General features: G+C 73.2%; 18 protein-coding genes and 1 tRNA gene. 10 read left to right on the forward strand and 9 right to left on the reverse strand.

Annotation, left to right across the window (positions count from 1 at the left end):
- Positions 1-110 precede the first annotated feature (110 nt).
- A complete protein-coding gene (locus F9B16_RS50715; RefSeq protein ID WP_192808652.1) occupies positions 111-1,835 on the forward strand; it encodes a serine/threonine-protein kinase in 1,725 nt (574 codons plus the stop codon).
- Positions 1,836-1,841: 6 nt separating this feature from the next.
- Here F9B16_RS50715 and F9B16_RS07230 read toward each other — a convergent pair whose 3' ends face one another.
- On the reverse strand, positions 1,842-2,801 hold the full coding sequence (locus tag F9B16_RS07230; RefSeq protein ID WP_151539195.1) for an alpha/beta hydrolase: 960 nt from the start codon (positions 2,799-2,801) through the stop codon (positions 1,842-1,844).
- Positions 2,802-3,039: 238 nt separating this feature from the next.
- Between F9B16_RS07230 and F9B16_RS07235 the strand changes: the two genes are divergently transcribed.
- A complete protein-coding gene (locus tag F9B16_RS07235; protein WP_151539196.1) occupies positions 3,040-4,446 on the forward strand; it encodes an amino acid permease in 1,407 nt (468 codons plus the stop codon).
- 26 nt (positions 4,447-4,472) lie between these two features.
- On the opposite strand, the gene F9B16_RS07240 is transcribed toward F9B16_RS07235, so the two are convergent.
- Together F9B16_RS07240 and F9B16_RS07245 are read right to left on the reverse strand one after the other, a co-directional pair.
- A complete protein-coding gene (locus tag F9B16_RS07240) occupies positions 4,473-5,117 on the reverse strand; it encodes a LysE family translocator (protein WP_151539197.1) in 645 nt (214 codons plus the stop codon).
- 145 nt (positions 5,118-5,262) lie between these two features.
- On the reverse strand, positions 5,263-6,294 hold the full coding sequence (locus F9B16_RS07245) for a saccharopine dehydrogenase family protein (RefSeq protein WP_151539198.1): 1,032 nt from the start codon (positions 6,292-6,294) through the stop codon (positions 5,263-5,265).
- Between the two features lie 128 nt (positions 6,295-6,422).
- Between F9B16_RS07245 and F9B16_RS07250 the strand changes: the two genes are divergently transcribed.
- Both F9B16_RS07250 and F9B16_RS07255 read left to right on the forward strand, forming a co-directional pair.
- On the forward strand, positions 6,423-7,352 hold the full coding sequence (locus tag F9B16_RS07250) for an AraC family transcriptional regulator (protein ID WP_151539199.1): 930 nt from the start codon (positions 6,423-6,425) through the stop codon (positions 7,350-7,352).
- A 41-nt stretch (positions 7,353-7,393) separates the two neighbouring features.
- Positions 7,394-8,932: a glycosyltransferase family 39 protein gene (locus F9B16_RS07255; protein WP_151539200.1), complete on the forward strand. Its 1,539-nt coding sequence runs from the start codon at positions 7,394-7,396 to the stop codon at positions 8,930-8,932.
- Positions 8,933-8,941: 9 nt separating this feature from the next.
- Here F9B16_RS07255 and F9B16_RS07260 read toward each other — a convergent pair whose 3' ends face one another.
- Positions 8,942-10,171, reverse strand: a complete 1,230-nt coding sequence (locus tag F9B16_RS07260; RefSeq protein WP_151539201.1) for an MFS transporter — start codon at positions 10,169-10,171, stop codon at positions 8,942-8,944.
- A 134-nt stretch (positions 10,172-10,305) separates the two neighbouring features.
- On the opposite strand from F9B16_RS07260, the gene F9B16_RS07265 reads away from it, so the two are divergent.
- The gene (locus F9B16_RS07265) at positions 10,306-10,773 is read left to right on the forward strand and encodes a MarR family winged helix-turn-helix transcriptional regulator (RefSeq protein ID WP_151539202.1); all 468 of its coding nucleotides are present in this window, start codon (positions 10,306-10,308) and stop codon (positions 10,771-10,773) included.
- A 52-nt stretch (positions 10,774-10,825) separates the two neighbouring features.
- Here the strand turns inward: F9B16_RS07265 and F9B16_RS07270 are convergent, their stop codons facing one another.
- Positions 10,826-11,476, reverse strand: a complete 651-nt coding sequence (locus tag F9B16_RS07270) for a DUF1444 domain-containing protein (protein ID WP_225991434.1) — start codon at positions 11,474-11,476, stop codon at positions 10,826-10,828.
- 154 nt (positions 11,477-11,630) lie between these two features.
- Between F9B16_RS07270 and F9B16_RS07275 the strand changes: the two genes are divergently transcribed.
- From F9B16_RS07275 to F9B16_RS07290, 4 genes are read left to right on the forward strand one after another with little or no spacing between them, the layout of a single operon-like run.
- A complete protein-coding gene (locus F9B16_RS07275; RefSeq protein ID WP_151539204.1) occupies positions 11,631-12,278 on the forward strand; it encodes an ABC transporter permease in 648 nt (215 codons plus the stop codon).
- On the forward strand, positions 12,271-13,497 hold the full coding sequence (locus F9B16_RS07280; RefSeq protein ID WP_318839219.1) for an ABC transporter ATP-binding protein: 1,227 nt from the start codon (positions 12,271-12,273) through the stop codon (positions 13,495-13,497). Before F9B16_RS07275 ends, F9B16_RS07280 begins: the two co-directional genes overlap by 8 nt.
- Positions 13,494-14,318, forward strand: coding sequence for an ABC transporter permease (locus F9B16_RS07285; protein WP_151539205.1), 825 nt, complete (start codon positions 13,494-13,496; stop codon positions 14,316-14,318). The genes F9B16_RS07280 and F9B16_RS07285 overlap by 4 nt, the downstream gene beginning before the upstream one ends.
- Positions 14,318-15,286 carry a glycine betaine ABC transporter substrate-binding protein gene (locus F9B16_RS07290; protein WP_151539206.1) on the forward strand — a complete coding sequence of 323 codons (969 nt, stop codon included), beginning with the start codon at positions 14,318-14,320 and terminating at the stop codon, positions 15,284-15,286. Before F9B16_RS07285 ends, F9B16_RS07290 begins: the two co-directional genes overlap by 1 nt.
- On the opposite strand, the gene F9B16_RS07295 is transcribed toward F9B16_RS07290, so the two are convergent.
- Genes F9B16_RS07295 through F9B16_RS07305 form a run of 3 tightly spaced genes read right to left on the reverse strand, consistent with a single transcriptional unit; the run spans position 15,279 to position 18,440 of the window.
- On the reverse strand, positions 15,279-16,778 hold the full coding sequence (locus F9B16_RS07295; RefSeq protein ID WP_151539207.1) for a cobyric acid synthase: 1,500 nt from the start codon (positions 16,776-16,778) through the stop codon (positions 15,279-15,281). The genes F9B16_RS07290 and F9B16_RS07295 overlap by 8 nt on opposite strands.
- Entirely contained in the window at positions 16,775-17,677 is a 903-nt protein-coding gene (locus F9B16_RS07300; RefSeq protein ID WP_225991435.1) for a cobalamin biosynthesis protein, read from the reverse strand. Before F9B16_RS07300 ends, F9B16_RS07295 begins: the two co-directional genes overlap by 4 nt.
- Positions 17,652-18,440, reverse strand: a complete 789-nt coding sequence (locus F9B16_RS07305) for a phosphotransferase (RefSeq protein ID WP_225991436.1) — start codon at positions 18,438-18,440, stop codon at positions 17,652-17,654. Before F9B16_RS07305 ends, F9B16_RS07300 begins: the two co-directional genes overlap by 26 nt.
- Before the next feature lie 128 nt (positions 18,441-18,568).
- On the opposite strand from F9B16_RS07305, the gene F9B16_RS07310 reads away from it, so the two are divergent.
- A tRNA-Arg gene (locus F9B16_RS07310) sits at positions 18,569-18,645 on the forward strand.
- A gap of 573 nt (positions 18,646-19,218) precedes the next feature.
- On the opposite strand, the gene F9B16_RS07320 is transcribed toward F9B16_RS07310, so the two are convergent.
- Entirely contained in the window at positions 19,219-20,358 is a 1,140-nt protein-coding gene (locus F9B16_RS07320) for a hypothetical protein (protein ID WP_151539208.1), read from the reverse strand.
- Positions 20,359-20,516 lie beyond the last annotated feature (158 nt).

A 20,516-nucleotide genomic window follows, 5' to 3' on the forward strand; every position in this document is an offset into this window, starting at 1 on the left:
CCGCCCGCGTGCTCGCGAACCCGGCCGCCGCTTCGCGCGTCTGAAACGTCGGCGGCCACTAGGGTGCTACCCGAAACCCCCGGAAACCCCCTCCCCAGGAACTTCACACCATGACCACGCACGCAGGAGAGAACGGCGAGGCCCTGCGCCCCGAGGATCCCACCGGGCTCGGCCCCTACCGGCTGGTGGGGCGGCTCGGCCGCGGCGGCATGGGCACGGTCTACCTCGGCGAGGAGGCCGGCGGGCGGCGCGTCGCCGTCAAGGTGATCAACCGCGAGCTGGCCGGGGAGGCGCCGTTCCGCGACCGGTTCCGCCGCGAGGTGACGGCCGCGCGGCAGGTCCGCCGGTTCTGCACCGCGCCGGTGCTGGACGCCGAGCTCGACCAGGACCCGCTGTACGTGGTCACCGAGTACATCGAGGGCCCGAGCCTGGAGACCGCCGTCGCCGAGCGCGGCCCGCTGCCGGGCTCCGACCTGGAGGGCCTGGCGGTCGGGGTGGCGACGGCGCTCGCCGCGATTCACGGCGCCGGGATCGTCCACCGCGACCTCAAGCCCGCCAACGTCCTGCTCTCGTCCACCGGCCCCCGGGTGATCGACTTCGGCATCGCCCGCGCCCTCGACGCCGCCGACGGCCCGACCCGCACCGGCCAGTTCGTCGGGACGCCGAACTACCTGCCGCCCGAGCTGCTGCGCGGCGAGCCGGTCACCCCCGCCTCCGACGTGTTCTCCTGGGGCTGCGTCGTCGCCTACGCCGGGACGGGCAAGGCGCCGTTCGCCGGGAACACCGTCCCGGAGATCTTCTACCGGGTCGCGCACGACGAGCCGAAGCTCGACGGCCTCGACCCGGGCCTGCGCGACATCGTCGCCGCCGCGCTCGACAAGGACCCGCGGAACCGGCCGTCCGTCCAGGACCTGCTCGGCCGCCTGGTCGGCTCCGGGCGGACGCCGGACCCGGCCGTGCTCGCGCAGACCGTCCAGGCGAGCTGGCACGGCGCCGGGACGACGGACCCGACCGTGCAGGCGCGGCACGCCCAGCCGGGCCCGACCGCGCTGCTCGGCGCGGACGCCACCCGCCGCGACTCCCGCCCCGCCGGCGGCCCGGGCGGTCCGGGCGGTGGCGGGCTCGGCGGCGTGCCGAAGCGCCCGCTGCTCATCGCGGGCGCCGCCGTTGCCGCGCTGGCCGTCGTCGCCGCCGTCGTGGCGTTCACCGTGTTCGGCTCGGACGGCCCGCCGGACAAGCTCGCCACCGTGTTCAGCGACGACTTCTCCAGCCAGGACTCCGGCTGGAGCGGAGGCGCCTACACCAGCCAGTACGGCTACCAGGGCGGCAAGTACTGGCTCGACACCGACACGATCACCTCGGCGCGGTCGCGGGACGTGCCCAAGGACCCCAAGGACGTCCCGGACCCGATGCTGATGACCGTCACGGTCACCGTCTCGGAGGGCGCACCGGACGCGCACTACGGCATGGCGTGCCGGTCGGGCGACGACGGCAAGCAGCAGTACACGTTCCTCGTCCGGCACGACGGCAAGGGCGCGACGCTCCGCAAGACCAGCGCCGCCCTCGGCTCCAAGGAGCTGGCCTCGCCCGACTCCGTCCCCGGCTTCGCCAAGAAGGGGCCGAACAAGGTGCAGGTCGCCTGCGAGGGCGAGGACGGCGGCAAGAAGGTCCGGCTGCGGCTCTGGGTGAACGGCGAGCAGGTCATCGACAGGACCGACGCCGACCAGCCGCTGCCGAACGGCGGCGCGAAGCTGCAGATCGAGCGGGGCGGCAACCAGGCCGAGCGGAGCGTCGTCGGCTTCGACGACTTCGACCTGTCCAAGATCACCGGCTGACGCGGGTCACCCGCCGGCGGGCAGGTAGCCGGCCATCCAGCGGGCCAGCTCGGCGAACACCTCGCCGCGGGCGGGCTCGGCCGACAGCGTCAGGTCGTGCAGCCCGCCGCCGATCCGGACGAGGGTGACGTGCGGCCCGAGCCGGGGCGCCCACTTCGCCATGTGCGCGACGTCGAGGACGGCGTCGGCGCCGGTGACGTCCAGCGCCTTGCGGGTGGGCCGGACGCTGCGCGCCGACGCCATCACCAGGACGGGCACGTCGATGTCCAGCCCGCGGTGCGCGCGGAGCTGGCCGCGGCGGATCGCGGCGAGCCACGCCGCGCGCACCGGGAACCCCTCGATCGGTTTCCAGGCGAGGTCGAAGTCCCATTCGCCCTCGTGGTCGCGGTGGATGCTGCGCGGGTACCGGTCGCTGACCCCGGCGGGCAGCGTCGCCTTCGGGAACCGGGGCCGCAGCGCCCGCGCCAGGCCCGCGCCGATCTTGCGCATCGGCAGGGGCTCGTTGATGTCGAGGAACGGGCTGTTCAGGAACACGCCGTCGATCAGGCCCTTGCCCTTCGCCCGGTCGGCCCAGAGCGCGGCGATGAGCCCGCCGGTGGAGTGCCCGTTCAGCAGCAGCGTGCCGTGCCCGTCCACGTCCCGGACGATCCGGACGGCCTCGTCGATCTCCGGGAAGTACTCCGTCAGGCTCTCGACGTAGTTCGGGGTCTGGTGCGGCCGCAGCGACCGCCCGTACTTGCGCAGGTCGAGGGCGTAGAAGTCGAAGCCGAGGCCGAGGTAGAAGTCGGCGAGGTGGGCCTGGAAGAAGTAGTCGACGAACCCGTGCAGGTACAGCACGGCCCGGCGGGACGGCTCCGCGCCGCGCCGCCGGACGAGGGTCCCCACGACCTCGCCTTCGGCGTCGCGTCCCATCGGCAGCTCGATCGCCTCGTATCCGGGACCGAGCACGTCCTCCGTCACGTCCATCGCGCCTCCATCGCCGTACCTCCGCCGTGCGGGCCGCACCGCCGCCGTGCGGCCCGTCCCACAGCGTACGGCCAGGCTGCGTCCCGTCCGGAGACCTATATTCGGACAACCGATATATGGATCGCAGTGGTCCCAAAGTCCCCTAAGGTGAGTGACGGCCCCGTCACGGGCCGCGACCCCCGGCAGCGGACACTGATTGCAGCGGACACGGACTGCAGCGGACACGGAACCTGGAGCGATGACCGACACCACCACCGACGACCGCTCGACCCGGCTGCGGACGGGGCTGCGCCGCCGCCACATGACGATGCTCGCCATCGGCGGCGCGGTGGGCGCGGGCCTGTTCGTCGGCAGCGGCGCCGTGATCGGCACCGCCGGGCCCGCCGCCGTCATCTCCTACGCGGCGGCCGGCGTGCTGGTGCTGTGCGTGCTGCGCGCGCTCGGCGAGATGGTCGTCGCGCGGCCGGTCGCCGGGTCGCTCGCCGAGTACTCGCGCATGGCGCTCGGCCCGTTCGCCGGGTTCACGATCGGCTGGCTGTACTGGTACCTGTACGTCATCCTCGTCGGCGCGGAGGCGACGGCCGGCGCGGCGATCCTGGCCGGCTGGATCGACCTGCCGCAGTGGTTCCTCGCCGCCGCGCTCCTGGTGGTGATGACGGCGGTCAACCTCGTGTCGGTCCGCTCGTTCGGCGAGTTCGAGTTCTGGTTCGCCTCGGTCAAGGTCGCCGCGATCCTGGTGTTCCTCGTGCTCGGCGTCCTCTGGGTCGCGGGCCTGTGGCCGCACTCCCCCGGCGGGCTGGACGTGCTCACCGGGCACGGCGGCTTCGCCCCCAACGGCGTCAAGGCGATCTTCACCGCGATCGTGGCGGTGATGTTCGCCTTCGGCGGCACCGAGATCGTCACGGTCGCCGCCGCGGAGAGCGAGGAGCCCGGCCGCGCCGTCGCGAAGGCCACCGGCAACGTGCTGTACCGGGTCGCGCTGTTCTACGTGCTGTCCATCCTGCTCGTCGTGTCGATCCTGCCGTGGAACGACGCCAAGGTGCTGACCAGCCCGTTCGTCAGCGCCCTGGACCGGCTGGACGTGCCCGCCGCCGGCACGGTGATGCAGGCGGTGATCCTCACCGCGGTGCTGTCGGTGCTGAACTCGGCGATCTACGTCTCGTCCCGGATGCTGTACGTGCTGACCCGGGACGGCGACGCGCCCGCCGGGCTGGTGCGGCTGAACCGGCGCGGCGTCCCCGTCCGCGCGATCCTGCTCGGCACGGTGGCGGCGTGGGCCGCGGTGATCGCCTCGTACACCTCGCCCGACCAGGTCTTCAAGTTCCTGATGAACTCGATCGGGGTCATCCTGGCGTTCGTCTACCTGGCGATCATGTTCTCGCAGCTGCGGCTGCGCGCCCGGCTCCAGCGCGAGGACCCGGACAGCCTCACCTACCGCATGTGGCTGTACCCGTACCTGTCGTGGCTGGTCGTGGCCGCGCTGCTGGCGGTGCTGGTGTCGATGGCGTTCCTGCACGCGCAGCGGTCGCAGCTGATCGCCTCGCTGGTCAGCCTCGCCGTGGTCGCCGCCTGCTACCCGCTGCGCGCCCGGTTCGGCCGCAAGCCCCCCGTCACCGCGCCCCCGACCCTCACCAAGGCCCCGTAGCCGCAGGCGCCGGCCCGCTCCGCGCGCTAGTCCTTCCGGCCGGTCGCGGCGATGGTGACGCCGAGGCCGATCATCATCAGGCCGCCGGTGCCGCCGATCGCGGCGAGCCGGCGCGGCGACCGGGCGAGCCAGCCGCGCGCGGCGCCGGCGGCGAGCCCCCAGCAGCTGTCGCACAGCAGCGCGATCACCACGAAGATCAGCCCGAACACCAGCATCTGCAGCGGCACGTGCCCGCGCCCGCGGTCCACGAACTGCGGCAGCACCGCGGCGAAGAAGACCGTGGTCTTCGGGTTGGTGGCGCCGACGACGAAGCCCTGCCACAGGTCGCGGGCGCGGCTGCGGCCGGACGCGCCGCCCGCGCCGCCGATCGCCCCGGTCAGCGACCGGCGGTGCCGGAACGCCTGGACGCCGAGGTACACGATGTAGGCGGCGCCCGCCAGCTTCAGCGCGGTGAACACCACGACGGACCGTTCCACGATCGAGCCGATCCCGAGCGCGACGGCGGCGACCAGCGCCAGCGCGCCGATCTCGTTGCCGACGACGCTGGTCAGCGCGGTGCCGCGGCCGTGCGCGAGGGCCCGGCCGACGACGAACAGCACCGTCGGGCCGGGGATCACGATGATGGCGAGGGCCATCGCGGAGAAGGCGAGCAGGTGTCCGGTCGACATCATGGACGAACAGTACGCACCGGACTTCCCGCCCGCCCACCGGTTTTCCCGCCGGCCTCACGCCGGTCTCACGCCGGTCTCGCCGGTCTCACGCTGGTCTCGCCGGTCTCACGCTGGTCTCGCCGGTCTCACGCTGGTCTCGCCGGCCTCACGCCGCCTCGACCCGCCAGGACGCGCCGGACGCCTCGAGGAAGCCGAGCAGGTCCGCCGGGTCGAACGCCTCGGCGGGCGTGCGGGTCCCGGCGGGCGCCCCGTCCGCGACGAGCCGCCGGGCGCCCTCGACCGCGATCACCGCGGTGGTCCCGTACGCGTCCGTCCCGGTCACCTCGCCGCGCACGGTCCGTCCGGACCGGTCGGACGCCTCCGCCACCATGAGCCACCGGGCGGCCGCGCGGGACGCCTCGTCCGGCCGCTCCGGGACGCTCTCCACGGCCTCGGCGCTCAGGCTCCCGAACAGCGCGGCCACCTCGGCGCGGATCGCGCCCCGGACGCGCCGGGCCCGCACGTGGCGCGGGACGGTGACGACGCCGGGCAGCGCGAAGGAGGCGACCTCGGCCTTGTCCGGCTCGCCGGGCACGACGATCGTCCGCCCGGTCTCGTCGGCGGGCGCGGGGGCCCAGCCTCCGTCGCGGTACTCCAGTGGCACCGCGCCCTCGGCCGCCGCCATCGAACGGGCGGTGCCGCGCGACACGGCGCCGGGCCGCCGCAGGTCGGCGACCAGCAGGTCGTCGACGTCGCCGAGGCGCGCGGCGACGAGCGCGGCGATCAGGTCGCCGGGCCCGCCGTCGTCGGCCAGCCCGGGGACGACCGTCACCCCGGCGCGGCGGGCGTCCGCGTCGAACGCGTCGAGGACGTGCCGCAGGTAGCCCTGCTCCCCCGTCGTGTCGACGTAGTGGCTGCCGGCGGCGATCGCGGCCCGCACGACCGGTTCGCCCCACAGCGCGAACGGTCCCGCGCAGTTGAGCACGGCGTCGCAGTCGCGGAACGCCTCGACGAGCGCGGCGTGGTCCGCGAGTCCCGCGATCCGGAGGTCGGCGTCCTGCGCGCCGGCGCGGTCGGCGGACTCGCTGAGGCGTTCCGCGTCGCGTCCCACGGCGACGGCGGCGATCCCCCTCCGGCTCAGTTCGGCGAGCGCCAGGCCTCCGGTGAACCCGCTCGCTCCGTAAACGGCGATTTTCATGCTGTCTCCCTGTCGTGATGCTCTCTGCGATCACCGTAGGGAGAGCGTGCGAGACTACCCATGCCTCAGAATCCATCTGTCATGTCCATTCGTCTCGCTACCTCGTACTTCGCGATACGTTCGGACGCATGGACGTGCTCAGCGACGCGATCTCCGCCATGCGGCTCGGGCGGCCGCACTCCTCGCGCACCGTCCTGGACGCGCCGTGGGGCGTGCGGTTCGAGCCGCAGCCGGGCGCAGGGTTCCACGTCCTGCTCAAGGGCGCCTGCTGGCTGATCCCCGCGGCGGGCGAGCCGGTCCGGCTCGGCGTCGGGGACGTCGCGTTCCTGCCGCGCGAGCTGGGCCACGGCATCGCGGACGTCCCGGACCGGCCGCTGTCCGACGCCCGCTCGCTCACCCGCCCGCAGCAAGCAGACGGCCAGGTCACGGACGGCCGCACGGAGATGCTGTGCGGCGCGTACCGCCTCGACCAGACCCGGGTGCATCCGCTGCTCGCCGAGCTTCCCGACGTCGTCCACATCCCGGCGCGGATCGGCAGGCACCCGTCGCTGCGCGGCGCGATCGAGCTGCTCGGCCGCGAGCTGGACGGCGGCACGCGGCACGGCGGCGACGCCGCGCTGCCCGCGCTGCTGGACATCCTGCTGCTGTACATGGTGCGCGCCTGGTACGAGGACCGTCCGGCGGACGAGGCGACGGGGTGGGCGGCGGCGCTGCGCGATCCGGCGGTCGCCGCCGCGCTGCGGGGCGTCCACGACGAGCCGGGCCGGCCGTGGACGGTCCGGTCGCTGGCCGAGCGGGCGGGCCTGTCCCGCGCCGCGTTCGCGCGCCGCTTCACCGCCACGGTCGGCTCGCCTCCGCTGGCGTACGCGACGTGGTGGCGGATGACGGTCGCCGCGCGGCTGCTGCGGGACACCGATCTGCCGCTGCGGGCGGTCGCGGAGCGGGTGGGGTACGCGTCGGAGTTCGCGTTCGCGAAGGCGTTCAAGCGGGAGTTCGCGCAGGCGCCGGGCCGGTTCCGGGAGGCGGTGCGGGGAGATGACCGGCCCTGGCCGGAGTAATGATCGTGACGTAGGCCACATTCGCGACATACGTTGACCGCATGTCCGCTCCCGCGTCCGCCGCGTCCGGGCCCGTCGACGTCACCTCCGCGGACGGTCCGGCACCGGTGGCGTGGAGGCCCGTGCTGCTACTGGCGGGGGTGCTCGGCGCGCTGCTCCTCGCGGTCGCCGCCCGCTACGGCTACCACCGCGACGAGCTGTACTTCCGCGTCGCCGGACGGCACCTGGCCTGGGGCTATCCGGACCAGCCGCCGCTGCTGCCGCTGCTGACCCGCGCCGCGACGGCGGTGTTCGGCGACACGCTGGTGGCGCTGCGCGTCCCGGCCGCCGTCTTCGCCGCGGCGGGCGTCGTGGTCGCCGCGCTGACGGCGCGCGAGATGGGCGGCGGTCGCCGCGCCCAGCTCCTCACCGCCGCCTCCTACGCGGTGTGCCCGTTCGCGGTCGCGGTGGGCCACAGCTTCTACACCGCGACGCTCGACCTGCTGCTGTCGACGGCGCTGGTGTGGCTCGTCGTCAGGTGGGTGCGGACGTCCGACCAGCGGATGCTGCTCGCGGCCGGCGCGGTCGCGGCGGCGGCGCTGAACGTCAAGTACCTGGCCGGGTTCCTGCTCGCCGCGATCGTCGCGGGCCTGCTCGTCTCCGGCCCCCGGGACTTCTTCCGCCGCCCCATGTTCGCGGCCGGGGCCGCCGTGGTCGTGGCCGCGCTGCTGCCCGGGCTGGTGTGGCAGGCCCGGCACGGCTGGCCGCAGGTCGACATGGCCGGGCAGATCGCCGGCAGCGGCGACTTCGCCGGACGGCCCGGCTTCGTCCCGTTCCAGATACTGATGACCGGGATCGTGCCGTCCTGGCTGTGGATCTACGGGCTGTGGCGGACGTACCGGTCGGACGCCCTGCGCCCGTTCCGCTTCCTCGGCCACGCCTACCTATTGCTGAACGTCCTGTTCATCGCGACCGGCGGCAAGCCGTACTACCTCGCCGGGCTATGGGCGGCGCTGTGGGCGGCCGGCGCCGTCGAGGTCGAGCGGCGCGGCGCACCGCGCGGATGGGGCTGGGCGGCGACCGTCCCGGCGTACGCGGTGACGGCGGCGAGCAGCATCGCGCTGACGCTGCCGGTGTACCCGGTGAAGTGGCTGGCCGACACGCCGCAGCCGGTCATCAACGCCGACTCCGCCGAGACCGTCGGCTGGCCCCGCTTCGCGCAGGACGTCGCGCGCGTCTACCGGGCGCTGCCGGCGGACGAGCGCGCCAAGGCCGTGATCGTGACGGGCAACTACGGCGAGGCCGGCGCGCTCGACCGGTACGGCCCGAAGCTCGGCCTTCCCCGCGCCTACAGCGGGCACAACGGCTTCTGGTACTTCGGCCGCCCGCCCGACACCGGCGGCCCGGCCATCGTCGTCGGCCCCGACACCGTCGCCGACGGCGCCCGCCTGCACCGCTACTGGACGGACGTCCGCCCGGTGAGCCGCATCGACAACGGCGTCGGCCTCGACAACCAGGAACAGGGCAAACCGGTCTGGGTCTGCCGCGGGCAGCGCGCCCCCTGGACGCGCCTGTGGCCCGAGTTCAAGACCCTCGGCTGACCCGGGGCGTCAGCACGGCACGCGGCTCGCCTCGGCGGCGGGAGCGGCCGACGGCACCGTCCGGTCGCTGTGCTCGCGGCGGTCGCGGCGGTCGCGGCGGTCGCGGCGGTCCAGGGCGCCGCCCGCCAGCGCGGCCGCGAACCCGGCGGCGCCGAGCAGGGCGGCCACCCAGAGCGCGGAGGTGTAGCCGAGCCCGGCCCCGATCGTCAGCCCGGCGAGCGCGGGGCCGACCGCGTTGCCGAGGTTGAAGGCCGAGACGTTCGCGGCGGACGCCATGGTCGGTGCGGCGGCCGCCCTCTCCACCACCCACACCTGCAGTGGCGGGATGGTGGCCGAGGCGACGACGCCGAAGACGGTGAGCGTCGCCACCGCCGCGATCCGGTCGTGCGAGGTCACCAGCAGCACCGCCGACAGCACGGTCAGCCCGGCGAGCGCGGCGAGGACCGTCGGCAGCAGCGCCCGGTCGGTGTAGCGGCCGCCGAGCGGGCCGCCGACCAGCATCCCGGCGCCGAGCAGCGTCATCACCACCGGGACCGCGCCCTTGCCGAACCCGGTGACGTCGGTGAGCAGCGGCGCCACGTAGGTGACGACGGCCAGCACCGGGGCCCAGCCGAGCGCGGTGGTGGCGAGCGCCAGCCACATCCGGCCGCCGCGGAACACCGCCATCTCGTGCCGCAGCCCGCCCTGCGGTCGCGGGCCGGACGGGACGAGCAGCGCGATGCCGGCGAGCGCGACGACGCCGATCCCGGCGACCGTCCAGAAGGTGGCGCGCCAGCCGAGCTGCTGGCCGAGGAACGTGCCGAGCGGGACGCCGAGCACGTTCGCCAGGCTGATCCCGGTGAACATCAGGGCGACGGCCCGCGCGCGGCGCTCCGGCGCCACCAGCTCGGCGGCGACGACCGCGCCGACGCCGATGTAGGCGCCGTGCGCGAACGAGGCGACGATCCGCGCCGCGAGCAGGACGCCGAAGCCCGGCGCGAGCGCGGACAGCAGGTGCGCGGCGACGAACAGGCCCATCAGGCCGACGAGCATGGTCTTGCGGGGCAGCCGCGCGCCGAGCGCGGTGATCAATGGCGCGCCCACCACCACGCCGAACGCGTAGCCGGACACCAGCAGCCCGGCGGCGGGGATCGAGGTGTGGAAGTCGGACGCGAGGTCCGGCAGCAGACCGGCGATGACGAACTCGGTCGTGCCGATGCCGAAGGCGCCCAGCGCGAGGGCCAGCAGCGCGAGGGGCATGAGGGGTCTCCTCGGGTAGAGTAGGCGGCGCCTGCAACAGCCAGCGCATGCATTTATTGCACGAGCATGTATTTGCAGACGCCTGCTATATCACCATGCAAGTACCTGGCGCGCAACACGAGGAGGCGTGAGCCATGTCACCCGCCGAGCCGTCCGGCGCCCCCACCGGCACGGCCGACCGCGCCCAGGGCTGGCGGACCCTCGCCGCCCTGCACGCGCGCATCGAGGACGAGATCGAGCGCGCCCTCCAGCGCCGGCACGGCCTGAGCGTCAACGAGTTCTGCGTGCTGCACCACCTCGCCGAACCGGACGGCCGGCACGTCCGGATGCAGCAGCTCGCCGACAAGCTCGTGCTCAGCCAGAGCGCGACGACCCGCCTGGTCGCCCGGCTGGAGAAGCGCGGCCTGCTCACCCGCGTGCTGTCGGAGGAGGACCGCCGCGGCATCTGCGCCGAGGCCACCCCCGAAGGGCGCGAGCTGCACGCCGAGGCCGCCCCGACGCACAACGCCGCGCTCGACGACGCGCTGGCCGCGGCGTCCCGGCTGCCGGAGCTCGCCCCGCTGGTCGCGGCACTGGAGGGACTGGCGAACCTGAAGGTGTGACGGGCGAGCGCCCGGAGGCGGAACGGGCGGGCGCCGGAAGGTGAGGGGCGGGTCAGCCCGCCAGGATCTCCCAGGTCGTGCCGCGGCGGACCAGCAGGTCATGGGTCAGGAGGCTGCCCGCCGGGACGTCCCACGCCGGATCCGAGACGCCGTCGCCGCGGTTCTCCGCCCACACCTGGCCGACCGCCCAGCGCAGCTTGTCGACACCGTCCGGGTGCCCGGTGCCCGACGCCACGAACACGTCCCGCGCGGGGGCCGCGACGACCAGGTCGCCCTCCACGTCCTGCGCGAGCTTGTCGAGGAACCCCTCGTCCAGCAGCAGCGCCGCCTCCAGGCCGCCGCGCCGCGACGGCGCGCCCATCGGGCCCGGCTCGCCGAGCGTCACCGTCACCGCCCGCACGTCCGGGTACCAGCTGAGCCCGAGCTCCGGCCTGCGGTCCCGCAGGTTGATCACCGCCTGGCGGCGCAGGTCCGCGGCGGCGACGCCGAGCTCGGCGCAGTGCCGCGGCGCCACGTGCTCGTAGCGGCGGCCCGCCACCGCCGACTCGTCGGCGATCTCCAGCGCGTAGGTGACGTACAGGTCGCCGGCGAACGCGTCGCGGACCGGCTCCTCGTCCGGCGGCAGCGGGAACTCCAGCTGGATCTCCGCCGGAACCCGCGCCTTCATCAGCGGGACGATGAGACTGGACCGCTCCTCGGTCACCGACATTCCTCCGTACTCATTGCTTCGCACGCGATCGCAACGCTGAGGTCGTTGAGGGACGAGCTTAGTACGGGTGCGAGCGGGGCCGGACTGCCCCGCGTGACGCGGGTGTGATCGGGCGGGGACGGTGGGTAGTGATCACGGCGGAGGGGACGTGAACTTCTGGGAGTATCTGGACAGCCGGCGCGAGCGGCTCCAGTTCGAGACGTGGCAGCACGCCAGCATGGTGTTCCAGTGCGTGCTGGCCGCGCTGGTGCTCGGGCTGCTGATCGGGCTCGCCGTCTACCGCAGCGGCCGGCTGTCCGCGGTGGCCACCAGCACCGCCGGGGTGATCTTCACGGTGCCGTCGCTGGCGCTGCTCGGCCTGCTCATCACGCCGCTCGGGCTCGGGGTGGCGCCGAGCGTCGTCGCGCTGACCCTGTACTCGCTGCTGCCGATCGTGCGGAACACGATCGTCGGGCTGGCCGGCGTCGACCGGACGCTGGTGGACGCGGCGCGCGGCATCGGGATGACCCGCACCGCGATCCTGCTGCGCGTCGAGCTGCCGCTCGCGTGGCCGGTGATCCTCACCGGCGTCCGGGTGAGCACGCAGCTCGCGATGGGGATCGGCGCGATCGCCGCGTACGTGTCCGGGCCCGGGCTCGGCGAGCAGATCTTCTCCGGGCTGGCCCGGCTGGGCGGCGCCAACGCGATCAACATGACGCTCGCCGGGACGGTCCTGATCATCATCCTGGCGCTGCTGTTCGACGGCTGCTTCGTGCTGATCGGGCGGCTGACGACCCCGCGGGGCGTCCGTGTCTGACGGCGGCGCGCGGGAGGCCGGCGGGGCGCGGGAGGCCGGCGGCCCGGCGACGGCCGCCGAGGACGACGGCGCGGGCCGCGGCGGGATCCGGCTGATCAACGTCACCAAGCGGTACCCGGGACAGGGCACGCCCGCCGTCGACGACGTCACGATGACGATCCGCAGCGGCGAGATCGTCGTGCTGCTCGGCCCGTCCGGCAGCGGCAAGACCACGATGATGCGGCTCATCAACCGGCTGATCGAGCCGACCTCCGGGAAGATCATCGTGGCCGGGCAGGACGCGATGGGCCTCGACCCGACCGAGCTGCGCCGGCACATCGGCTACGTGATCCAGAACGCCGGGCTGTTCCCGCACATGACGGTCGCGACGAACGTCGGACTCGTCCCGCAGATGCTGAAGTGGGACAAGAAGCGGATCGCGGAGCGCGTCGACGAGCTGCTCGAACTCGTCGACCTCGACCCCGCGCAGTACCGCGACCGGTATCCGCGCGAGCTGTCCGGCGGCCAGCAGCAGCGCGTCGGCGTCGCGCGCGCGCTCGGCGCCGACCCGCCCGCCATGCTGATGGACGAGCCGTTCGGCGCCCTCGACCCGATCACCCGCGGCAACCTGCAGGACTCGCTGCTGCGGCTCCAGGAGGAGCTCGGCAAGACGATCGTGTTCGTCACCCACGACATCGACGAGGCCCTCAAGCTCGGCGACCGCATCGCGATCCTCGACAAGGGCTCGCGGGTCGCGCAGTACGCGACGCCGCAGGAGATCCTGCTGAACCCGGCGGACGCGTACGTCGAGCAGTTCCTCGGCGGCGGGCAGGCGATGCGGCTGCTGCAGTTCAGCCGGGTCGCGGACGTCCCGCTGCAGGACGTCCCGCGGGCGCGGACCGGCGACGACGCGGCGGACGTCCGGCGCCGGATCGAGGACAGCGAGATCGGCTTCGCGATCGTCCTGGACGAGCGGGACCGTCCCGTCCGGTGGGCGCACCCGGAGGACGTGGAGGGCGTCAGCGGGCCGATCGGCGAGCGCGGCATGGCCGTCGCGCCGCCGATCCGGGCCCGCGACACCCTCCAGCAGGCCCTCGAGACGCTGATCCAGATCGAGCACGAGTGGGTGCCGGTCGTCGGGCCGCGCGGCGTCTACCGCGGCACGGTCACCCTCGGCACCCTGCAGAACGCGATCAAGGACATGAAGGACCGCGCGCGGACCCGGCGGCGGCCCTCGTGAGCGGGGGCCCGCCGCCCGCCGCCGCGGCGCCGTCCGGGGAGGCGCCGGCGGAGAACCCGGCCGCCGCCGGGGAGCCGCGCGAGTCGCTGCACACCCCGACCGGGCGGTCCTGGCGGTCGTGGCTGGAGCCGGTCGCGATCGTCCTGATCGGCGCCGCGTGGCTGCTGTACGTGGAGAACTCGGACCTCGACAGCATCGCCCGGCGCAGCCTCGCGACCCGGTACGTCGGGCAGAAGACGTGGGAGCACATCGAGCTGACCGTCGTGTCGACGCTCGCCGTCCTGGTGATCGCGATCCCGCTCGGCGTCCTGCTGAGCCGCCGGTGGGCGCGTCCGGCGACGCCGTTCGTGCTGGCGGTCGCCAACATCGGGCAGTCCGCGCCCGCGATCGGCGTCGTGGTGCTGCTCGCCGTCATCTGGGGCATCGGCTTCTGGACGGCCGTCGTCGCGCTCGTCGCCTACGGGGTGCTGCCGGCGCTCCGCAACACCATGGTCGGCCTCCAGCAGGTCGACCCGACCCTCACCGACGCGGGGCGCGGCATCGGGATGTCGCCGGGCACGGTGCTGCGCCGCGTCGAGCTGCCCCTCGCCGTGCCGGTCATCCTCGCCGGGATCCGCACCACGCTCGTGCTCATGGTCGGGACGGCCAGCATCGCCGCGTTCATCAGCGGCGGCGGCCTCGGCGACCTCATCACCAGCGGCGTCAGCACGCAGCGCACCCCGGTGCTGCTCACCGGCTGCGTCCTCATCGCGCTGCTCGCGCTGCTCATCGACTGGCTCGGCGGGATGGCGACCCGGCTGCTGGCGCCGAAGGGGCTGTGATGCGGCGGCGGCTCCTCGCGGCGGCGCTGGCGCCGGTCCTCGCGCTCACAGGGTGCGGGCTCAAGCCGGCCTCGGCGTTCATCCCGCACATCGAGCCCGCCGGCATCCGCCCCATCCCGGACCTGAAGGACGCGACGATCCGCGTCACCTCGAAGGAGTTCACCGAGCAGATCATCCTCGGCAAGATCGCGGTGCTGGCGCTCACCGCCGCCGGCGCGAACGCGGTCGACCACACCAACGTGCAGGGCAGCGTCACCGCCCGCAAGTCCATCACCAGCGGCGACAACGACCTCGCCTGGGAGTACACCGGCACCGGCTGGATCACCTACCTCGGGCAGGAGAACCCGATCCCGGACCCGCAGAAGCAGTTCGAGGCCGTCCGCGACCTGGACATGAAACGCAACCACATCGCGTGGCTGGCGCCTCCGGCGCCGCTCAACAACACCTATGCGATGGCCGTCACGACCGCGAACCAGAAACGGTTCGGGCTCACCGACCTGTCCGACATGGTGAAGGTGCCGGCGGGGCAGCGGACGTTCTGCGTCGACCCCGAATTCTTCGCCCGCAACGACGGCCTGCGCGGAATGCTCAAGGCGTACGGGCTGTCCTACGGGTCGAGCGTCCCCGCCACGAACGTGCGGCAGATGTCATCGGGCGTCGTCTACAACGCCACGTCGAGCGGGAAATGCACCTTCGGCGAGGTGTTCACCACCGACGGCCGCATCCAGGCTCTCCACCTGCACGTCCTCGGCGACAGCAAGCACTTCTTCCCGAACTACAACCCGGCCATCACCGTCCGCGACTCGGTGCTGCGCGCGCATCCCGAACTCACGGGCCTCTTCGCGAAGATCAGCCCGAGGCTGACGACGACCGTCATGCGGAACCTCAACAGCAAGGTCGACGTGAACGGAGACGACCCGGTGCTCGTCGCCCGCGACTGGATGCGCGAACAGGGACTCGTCAAATAGCCGGTGCGCCGCCTGGCGGCACCACGGGCAGATCGCCCGGCGCGCCCTTCTCGATGAGCCGCCACACGGCGTCGGTGTCGAGATGCTCCTCGACGAGGTCGCCGAGCGCGTCGAAGGTCGCCTCCCGCAACGCGGCGAACCCGACGTCCGGCGCCGGGGTGAAATCGCGCCCGGCCGTTTCCGCGACGTCCTTCAGGAACGCCCGCCGGAATCCGTCGTTCTCCATGGTGCCGTGCCACGTCGTCCCCCAGACGGCGCCCACACGGCACCCGTCGAGGAATGGCTCGCCGCCTTCCACGGACACGATGCCGTGGTGGATCTCGTAGCCGTCGACGTTCTCGCCATAGGCGCTTCCTCGCGGCCGTCCGAGCGTCTTGTCGCTCTCGAAAACGACCCTCGCAGGCAGCAGGCCGAGCCCTTCGACGAGCCCGGTCCCCGATTCCACGGGGTCCTCGATCCGCTTCGCGAGCATCTGGTGGCCGCCGCAGATGCCGAGCACCGGACGCCCTTCCCGGGCCCGCCGCACGACCTCGTCCGCCATTCCGCGCTCGCGCAGCCACGCCAGGTCGCTGACCGTCGCCCGCGTCCCCGGCAGCACGACGAGATCGGCCTCCGCGAGATCCCCCGGGCTGGCCGCATAGCGCACCACGACGCCCGGCTCGCACGCCAGCGCGTCCATGTCGGTGAAATTCGAAATGCGCGGGAACCGCACGACCGCGATCCGCAGCGTCTGCCTCCCGAAAGGCGCGGCGGCGTCCGGACGCGGCGCGTCCAGGGCGAGCGTGTCCTCGGAATCCAGGTAAAGCCCGAGCGTCCACGGCAGCACGCCCAGCACGGGACGCCCGGTGAGCCGCCGCAACTGCTCGAGCCCCGGCTCCAGCAGTTCCTTCGCGCCCCGGAACTTGTTGACGACGAAACCCGCGACGAGCGCCTGATCGGCCGGCTCCAGCAGGGCCACGGTCCCGAACAGCGACGCGAACACCCCGCCCCGGTCGATGTCCCCGACCACGACGACCGGCAGGTCCGCCATTCTCGCGAGCCCCATGTTGACGATGTCCCCGGCCCGCAGATTGATCTCCGCCGGGCTCCCCGCGCCCTCGCAGACCACCACCTCGTACTCGCTCCGGAGCTCGTCCAGGCTCTCCTTCACGACGCCGCGCAGCCATTCCTTGTGGTCGCCGTACTGGAGCGCGTCCACCTCGGCGACCGGCCGGCCCAGCACCACGACCTGGCTGCGCCGGTCGCTGCCCGGCTTCAGCAGCACCGGGTTCATCACCGCGCGCGGCTCCACCCCGGCCGCCTGCGCCTGCATGTACTGCGCCCGCCCCATCTCGGCGCCGTCCGCCGTCACCATCGAGTTCAGCGACATGTTCTGCGCCTTGAACGGCGCCACCTTCACGCCCCGCCGCGCCAGCCACCGGCACAACCCGGCGGTCACCACGCTCTTCCCCGCGTCGGACGTCGTCCCCGCGACCAGCAGACCGCCGCTCACCGCAGCCCCCACACCAGCGCCGCCGCCGCGAACGTCACCGCCGCCGACAACCGCACCGCCCTGCCTATATCGCGGACCTCCGGAGCCCGCCCGTCTCCCATTTCCGGCCGATGCTCCACCGCGCCTCCGTACGAATTCGTCCCGCCCAGCCTCACACCCAACGCCCCCGCGAACGCGGCCTCGCACCGTCCCGCGTTGGGGCTCGGATGATTGCCGCCGTCCCGCCGCAGCACCCGCCAGGCGCCCCGTCCCGAGCAAAGGACGACGAGCATTCCCGTCAGCCGCGCCGGAACCCAGTTCGCCGCGTCGTCCAACCGCGCCGCCGCCCACCCGAACCGCTCATAGCGCGGATTCCGGTAGCCGACCATCGCGTCCAGAGTGTTGACGGCCCGATACGCTAGCAGCCCCGGAACACCGCCCACGGCCCCCCACACCAGCGGGGCGATGGCCGCGTCCGACGTGTTCTCCGCCACCGATTCCACGGTCGCCCGCGCCAATGCCGCCTCGTCCAATCCCTTGGGATCCCGCGCGCACAAATGCGAAAGCCGCCCCCGCGCGGCCTCCAAGTCGCCGTCCTCCAGAATCCGCTCCATGGCGATCCCTTCACGCCCCAAAGACGTCCCGCCCAGAACAGCCCACGTGGCGGCAGCCGTGACCACGATCCTCAAAGGCCCCCGCGCCACCCGCTCCAGCAGAACCCCCGAAGCCACGGCACCGCCCACCAGAACCCCGGCATGAACAACGCCCGCCGCCCGCGAATCCCGATAAACGACCCGCTCGAACCTCGCCGCCAATCGCCCGAACCCCGCGACCGGATGCCCCCTCCGCGGATCCCCCAGAAGCGCGTCCAGCGCCACCCCAAGAACCAGCCCCTCAGCAGAGCCGCGCATCAAGCTCATCCCAGTGACGCTCCAACCAGTCCTGCGCCCGCCGGATCCGCGGGCCCGCCCCACCCTGCCAGATCCGCGCCCAGCCGCCGCCTCCGGCCGCCCTCGCCCGCATCGCCTCGTACGACCGCTCGAACCGCACCCGCGCCGCCGGCAGCACCTCCCGCCGCCGCTCCCGGTCCAGCCCGTACGCGTCGCAGAAGATCCGCACCCGCCGCGCGACGTCCGCCCCGTAGAGCAGCGCGTCCCGGTCCGCCGGATCGGCGATCGGCGCCCAGTGCCGCAGCGCCGTCACCACGTCGTACAACCGCGTCGTCGGCCGCGCCAGATCGAAGTCGATCAACGCCGCCGGCGTCCCGTCCCGGAACACCACGTTCTCCGGCGTCACATCGCAGTGCCCGATCAGCTCCGGAGGCCCGTCCAGATTGGACGCCTCCCGGTCCCAGCCGTCCTCGGGCACCCCGTACGAGACCACCGCCTCGTGATACCGCCGCAGCAGCACCGCGACGCCCCGCAGCGCGTCCTCCGACACCGCGTACTCCGGCAGCGGCCGGTGCGGGACGTCCCCCGGCACCCAGCCGAGGATCTCCCGCCCGCGCCCGTCCACCCCGAGCACCCGCGGCGCCCCGTCGAACCCGGCCCCCTCCAGGTGCCGCAGCAGCCCGTGCACCGCCGCGCTGTGCGCCCGAAGCGGCCTGCGCACCGTGTCCCCCACCCGCACCACGCCCTCCGTCACGTCCCCGCCGGAGAGCGGCACCTCACTGTCCACCGCCACAGCACCCCAAGATATGACCCTTCGCCCACCGCCCCGTCCCGACGCGTCCCCTGGTGGCACCGTTATGGATGTGGAGCCGGAGGACGCTCAGCCTTACACTGTGTCCCGGCGTCCCGCCGGGCCGCCGAGCGCCCGTAGCTCAGCTGGATAGAGCATCGGTCTTCTAAACCGACGGTCGCGGGTTCGAATCCTGCCGGGCGCGCCACCCCTGACCAGCACAAACGCACACACAACCCAAGATCCACACCCGCCGCGCCTTCTGGTGACCATCCTCGGGTTCGACGCCATCACGGCCGAACCATTGCCGCGAACGCGAGGCCAGTACCGCGACGGCCCGTTCCGGCACACCAGTACCGGTCGTTGCGTGCAAGGGCGCTGGACCCTTTCCACGGTCCGACAGGAGCCGTTGCCGATCGCGCCTGCAGTGCGGGGGCGTCTCAGATCAGGTTGGACGGCCTTGGCCTCCACCGGGGACAGACCGGGGACCTTGGACGCGTCGAAGCGGCAGCGGCGCGGTTCGGCGATCCCTCCGTTGACAACGCCGTCATCACGGTCGCACGCGGTCACGGCGGCGGCATTCGCCAGCGCACTCTTGAGCGTGAACAATCCATCGGGCCCGAGCAGTTCGTTGACGACTACAGCGGGCCATGCCCCGGTGATGACCAGTCGCTTCCAGTTGGCGGCAGGTGGAAACCCGTCGAGCGCTCCACCAACCAGACCTCGGCCTGGTCCGCTCTGGCTTCGGCGAAGCCGCATGGGCGACCAGTGCGTTGCCAGCTCAGCCGGTGAAGGTGTGCCAGTCGATGTCCAGGGGGTTGAGCAGGCCGGGGTGGGTGGCGGCGACGCTGACCCAGCAGTCGTCGATGTCCGGGGCGCTGTGCTCTGGTGGGCCGGGATACAGGCAGGCGATGCGGCCGGGCGCCACGGCGAAGGTGACCGGTTCCCGCTCGGCCGGCAGTGGTTGCAGCGGAACACGCTGCCAGCCACCGACCAGCGCCAGGGCCTGCCGCCGCGAGAGCGTGGAGGCCACTCCCCGATAGGGCCCGTGGGCGGCGGCCGCGTACAGCGCGAACTGCAGTAGGAAACCACTCAGAGGCTCCCGCTCACGCCACGGCGCCCTCTGGTGGATTCCGCTCAGCCACCCGTCCCGGTCGTCGCGTATCTCCTCGTGCTGGACCGCCAATACCGGCGGATCATCCCCTTCGGGCACAAGCCGCCAGCCGGGCCCGTGGTCACCGTCCCTGCCGAGCCGGATCCTTCCGCTCTGGTCGACCTCCAGTTCGGCGGACGGATACAGGAACCCGCCGTGGAATCTGCGGCCCAGCAGATCAGGATGGTGGTGGGCAAGCCGGTAGAAGTCGGCCAGCACCGGAGGCACCGCGATCTGCGGCGGAGCTTGAAACTCGGGCCGCCAGGCGGGACGCAGCCGGCGCGGGAACCAACCCGCCACGAACTGCCACAGCGCTCGGCGCCGATCGGTCAAGGCGTGCTCCAGCCATCCGACCGGTGCCGGCTCGGCCACGGGAACCAGCAACGACCGCTGCAGATCCAACTCCTCCCAGTCCACCGGTCCATCAAGGACGACAACGGCCGCGCGGCCGGGCAGGGGATGGGTGGACCTGAGCGAACCCCGCCCCCACCCCAAGTCCGCCAAGCCCCCGGGCATCCACAACAGCACTCGGCACCGCAGATCGTCGAAGTTCTCCAGGAGCAGCCCGGTGTGTTCGTCGAACGCGACCGGCTGCCACGGCAGGACGACCTCGCGCGCCTGCCACGGATGTTCGAGGCGCTCCGGGGCCTCGGTGATCAGGACGGCCGTGCCATCAGGCTCCATCAGCACCTGGACGCCACCGGCCACGAACCTCTGCGTGCCGGGCCCGGCCAGCCGATACGCGGCGTCCTCGCCGATGATCTTCATGACCGTGACCGTAGCCGTCCCACCCAGCCTCGGGGGTACATACCGGGTTAGGCGAGACGCCCGCTCGTCGGCGCCCGGGACCGGTCACCCGCCGCTGGCGCTTCCCCGAACGACCGACGAACCCCGTTCACCACTCGGCACCGATGTGGTGCCGGACA

The organism is Actinomadura montaniterrae (genome assembly GCF_008923365.1).
GTDB lineage: Bacteria > Actinomycetota > Actinomycetes > Streptosporangiales > Streptosporangiaceae > Spirillospora > Spirillospora montaniterrae.

What these genes read in the sequence shown, in the direction of transcription:
- F9B16_RS07235 (WP_151539196.1), top strand. Translation starts at nt 3,040, where the DNA reads ATGACCGACACCACCACCGACGACCGCTCGACCCGGCTGCGGACGGGG.
- F9B16_RS07260 (WP_151539201.1), bottom strand. Translation starts at nt 10,171, where the DNA reads ATGCCCCTCGCGCTGCTGGCCCTCGCGCTGGGCGCCTTCGGCATCGGC.
- F9B16_RS07230 (WP_151539195.1), bottom strand. Translation starts at nt 2,801, where the DNA reads ATGGACGTGACGGAGGACGTGCTCGGTCCCGGATACGAGGCGATCGAG.
- F9B16_RS07245 (WP_151539198.1), bottom strand. Translation starts at nt 6,294, where the DNA reads ATGAAAATCGCCGTTTACGGAGCGAGCGGGTTCACCGGAGGCCTGGCG.
- F9B16_RS07250 (WP_151539199.1), top strand. Translation starts at nt 6,423, where the DNA reads ATGGACGTGCTCAGCGACGCGATCTCCGCCATGCGGCTCGGGCGGCCG.
- F9B16_RS07240 (WP_151539197.1), bottom strand. Translation starts at nt 5,117, where the DNA reads ATGATGTCGACCGGACACCTGCTCGCCTTCTCCGCGATGGCCCTCGCC.
- F9B16_RS07265 (WP_151539202.1), top strand. Translation starts at nt 10,306, where the DNA reads ATGTCACCCGCCGAGCCGTCCGGCGCCCCCACCGGCACGGCCGACCGC.
- F9B16_RS07290 (WP_151539206.1), top strand. Translation starts at nt 14,318, where the DNA reads ATGCGGCGGCGGCTCCTCGCGGCGGCGCTGGCGCCGGTCCTCGCGCTC.
- F9B16_RS07320 (WP_151539208.1), bottom strand. Translation starts at nt 20,358, where the DNA reads ATGAAGATCATCGGCGAGGACGCCGCGTATCGGCTGGCCGGGCCCGGC.
- F9B16_RS50715 (WP_192808652.1), top strand. Translation starts at nt 111, where the DNA reads ATGACCACGCACGCAGGAGAGAACGGCGAGGCCCTGCGCCCCGAGGAT.
- F9B16_RS07255 (WP_151539200.1), top strand. Translation starts at nt 7,394, where the DNA reads ATGTCCGCTCCCGCGTCCGCCGCGTCCGGGCCCGTCGACGTCACCTCC.
- F9B16_RS07300 (WP_225991435.1), bottom strand. Translation starts at nt 17,677, where the DNA reads ATGAGCTTGATGCGCGGCTCTGCTGAGGGGCTGGTTCTTGGGGTGGCG.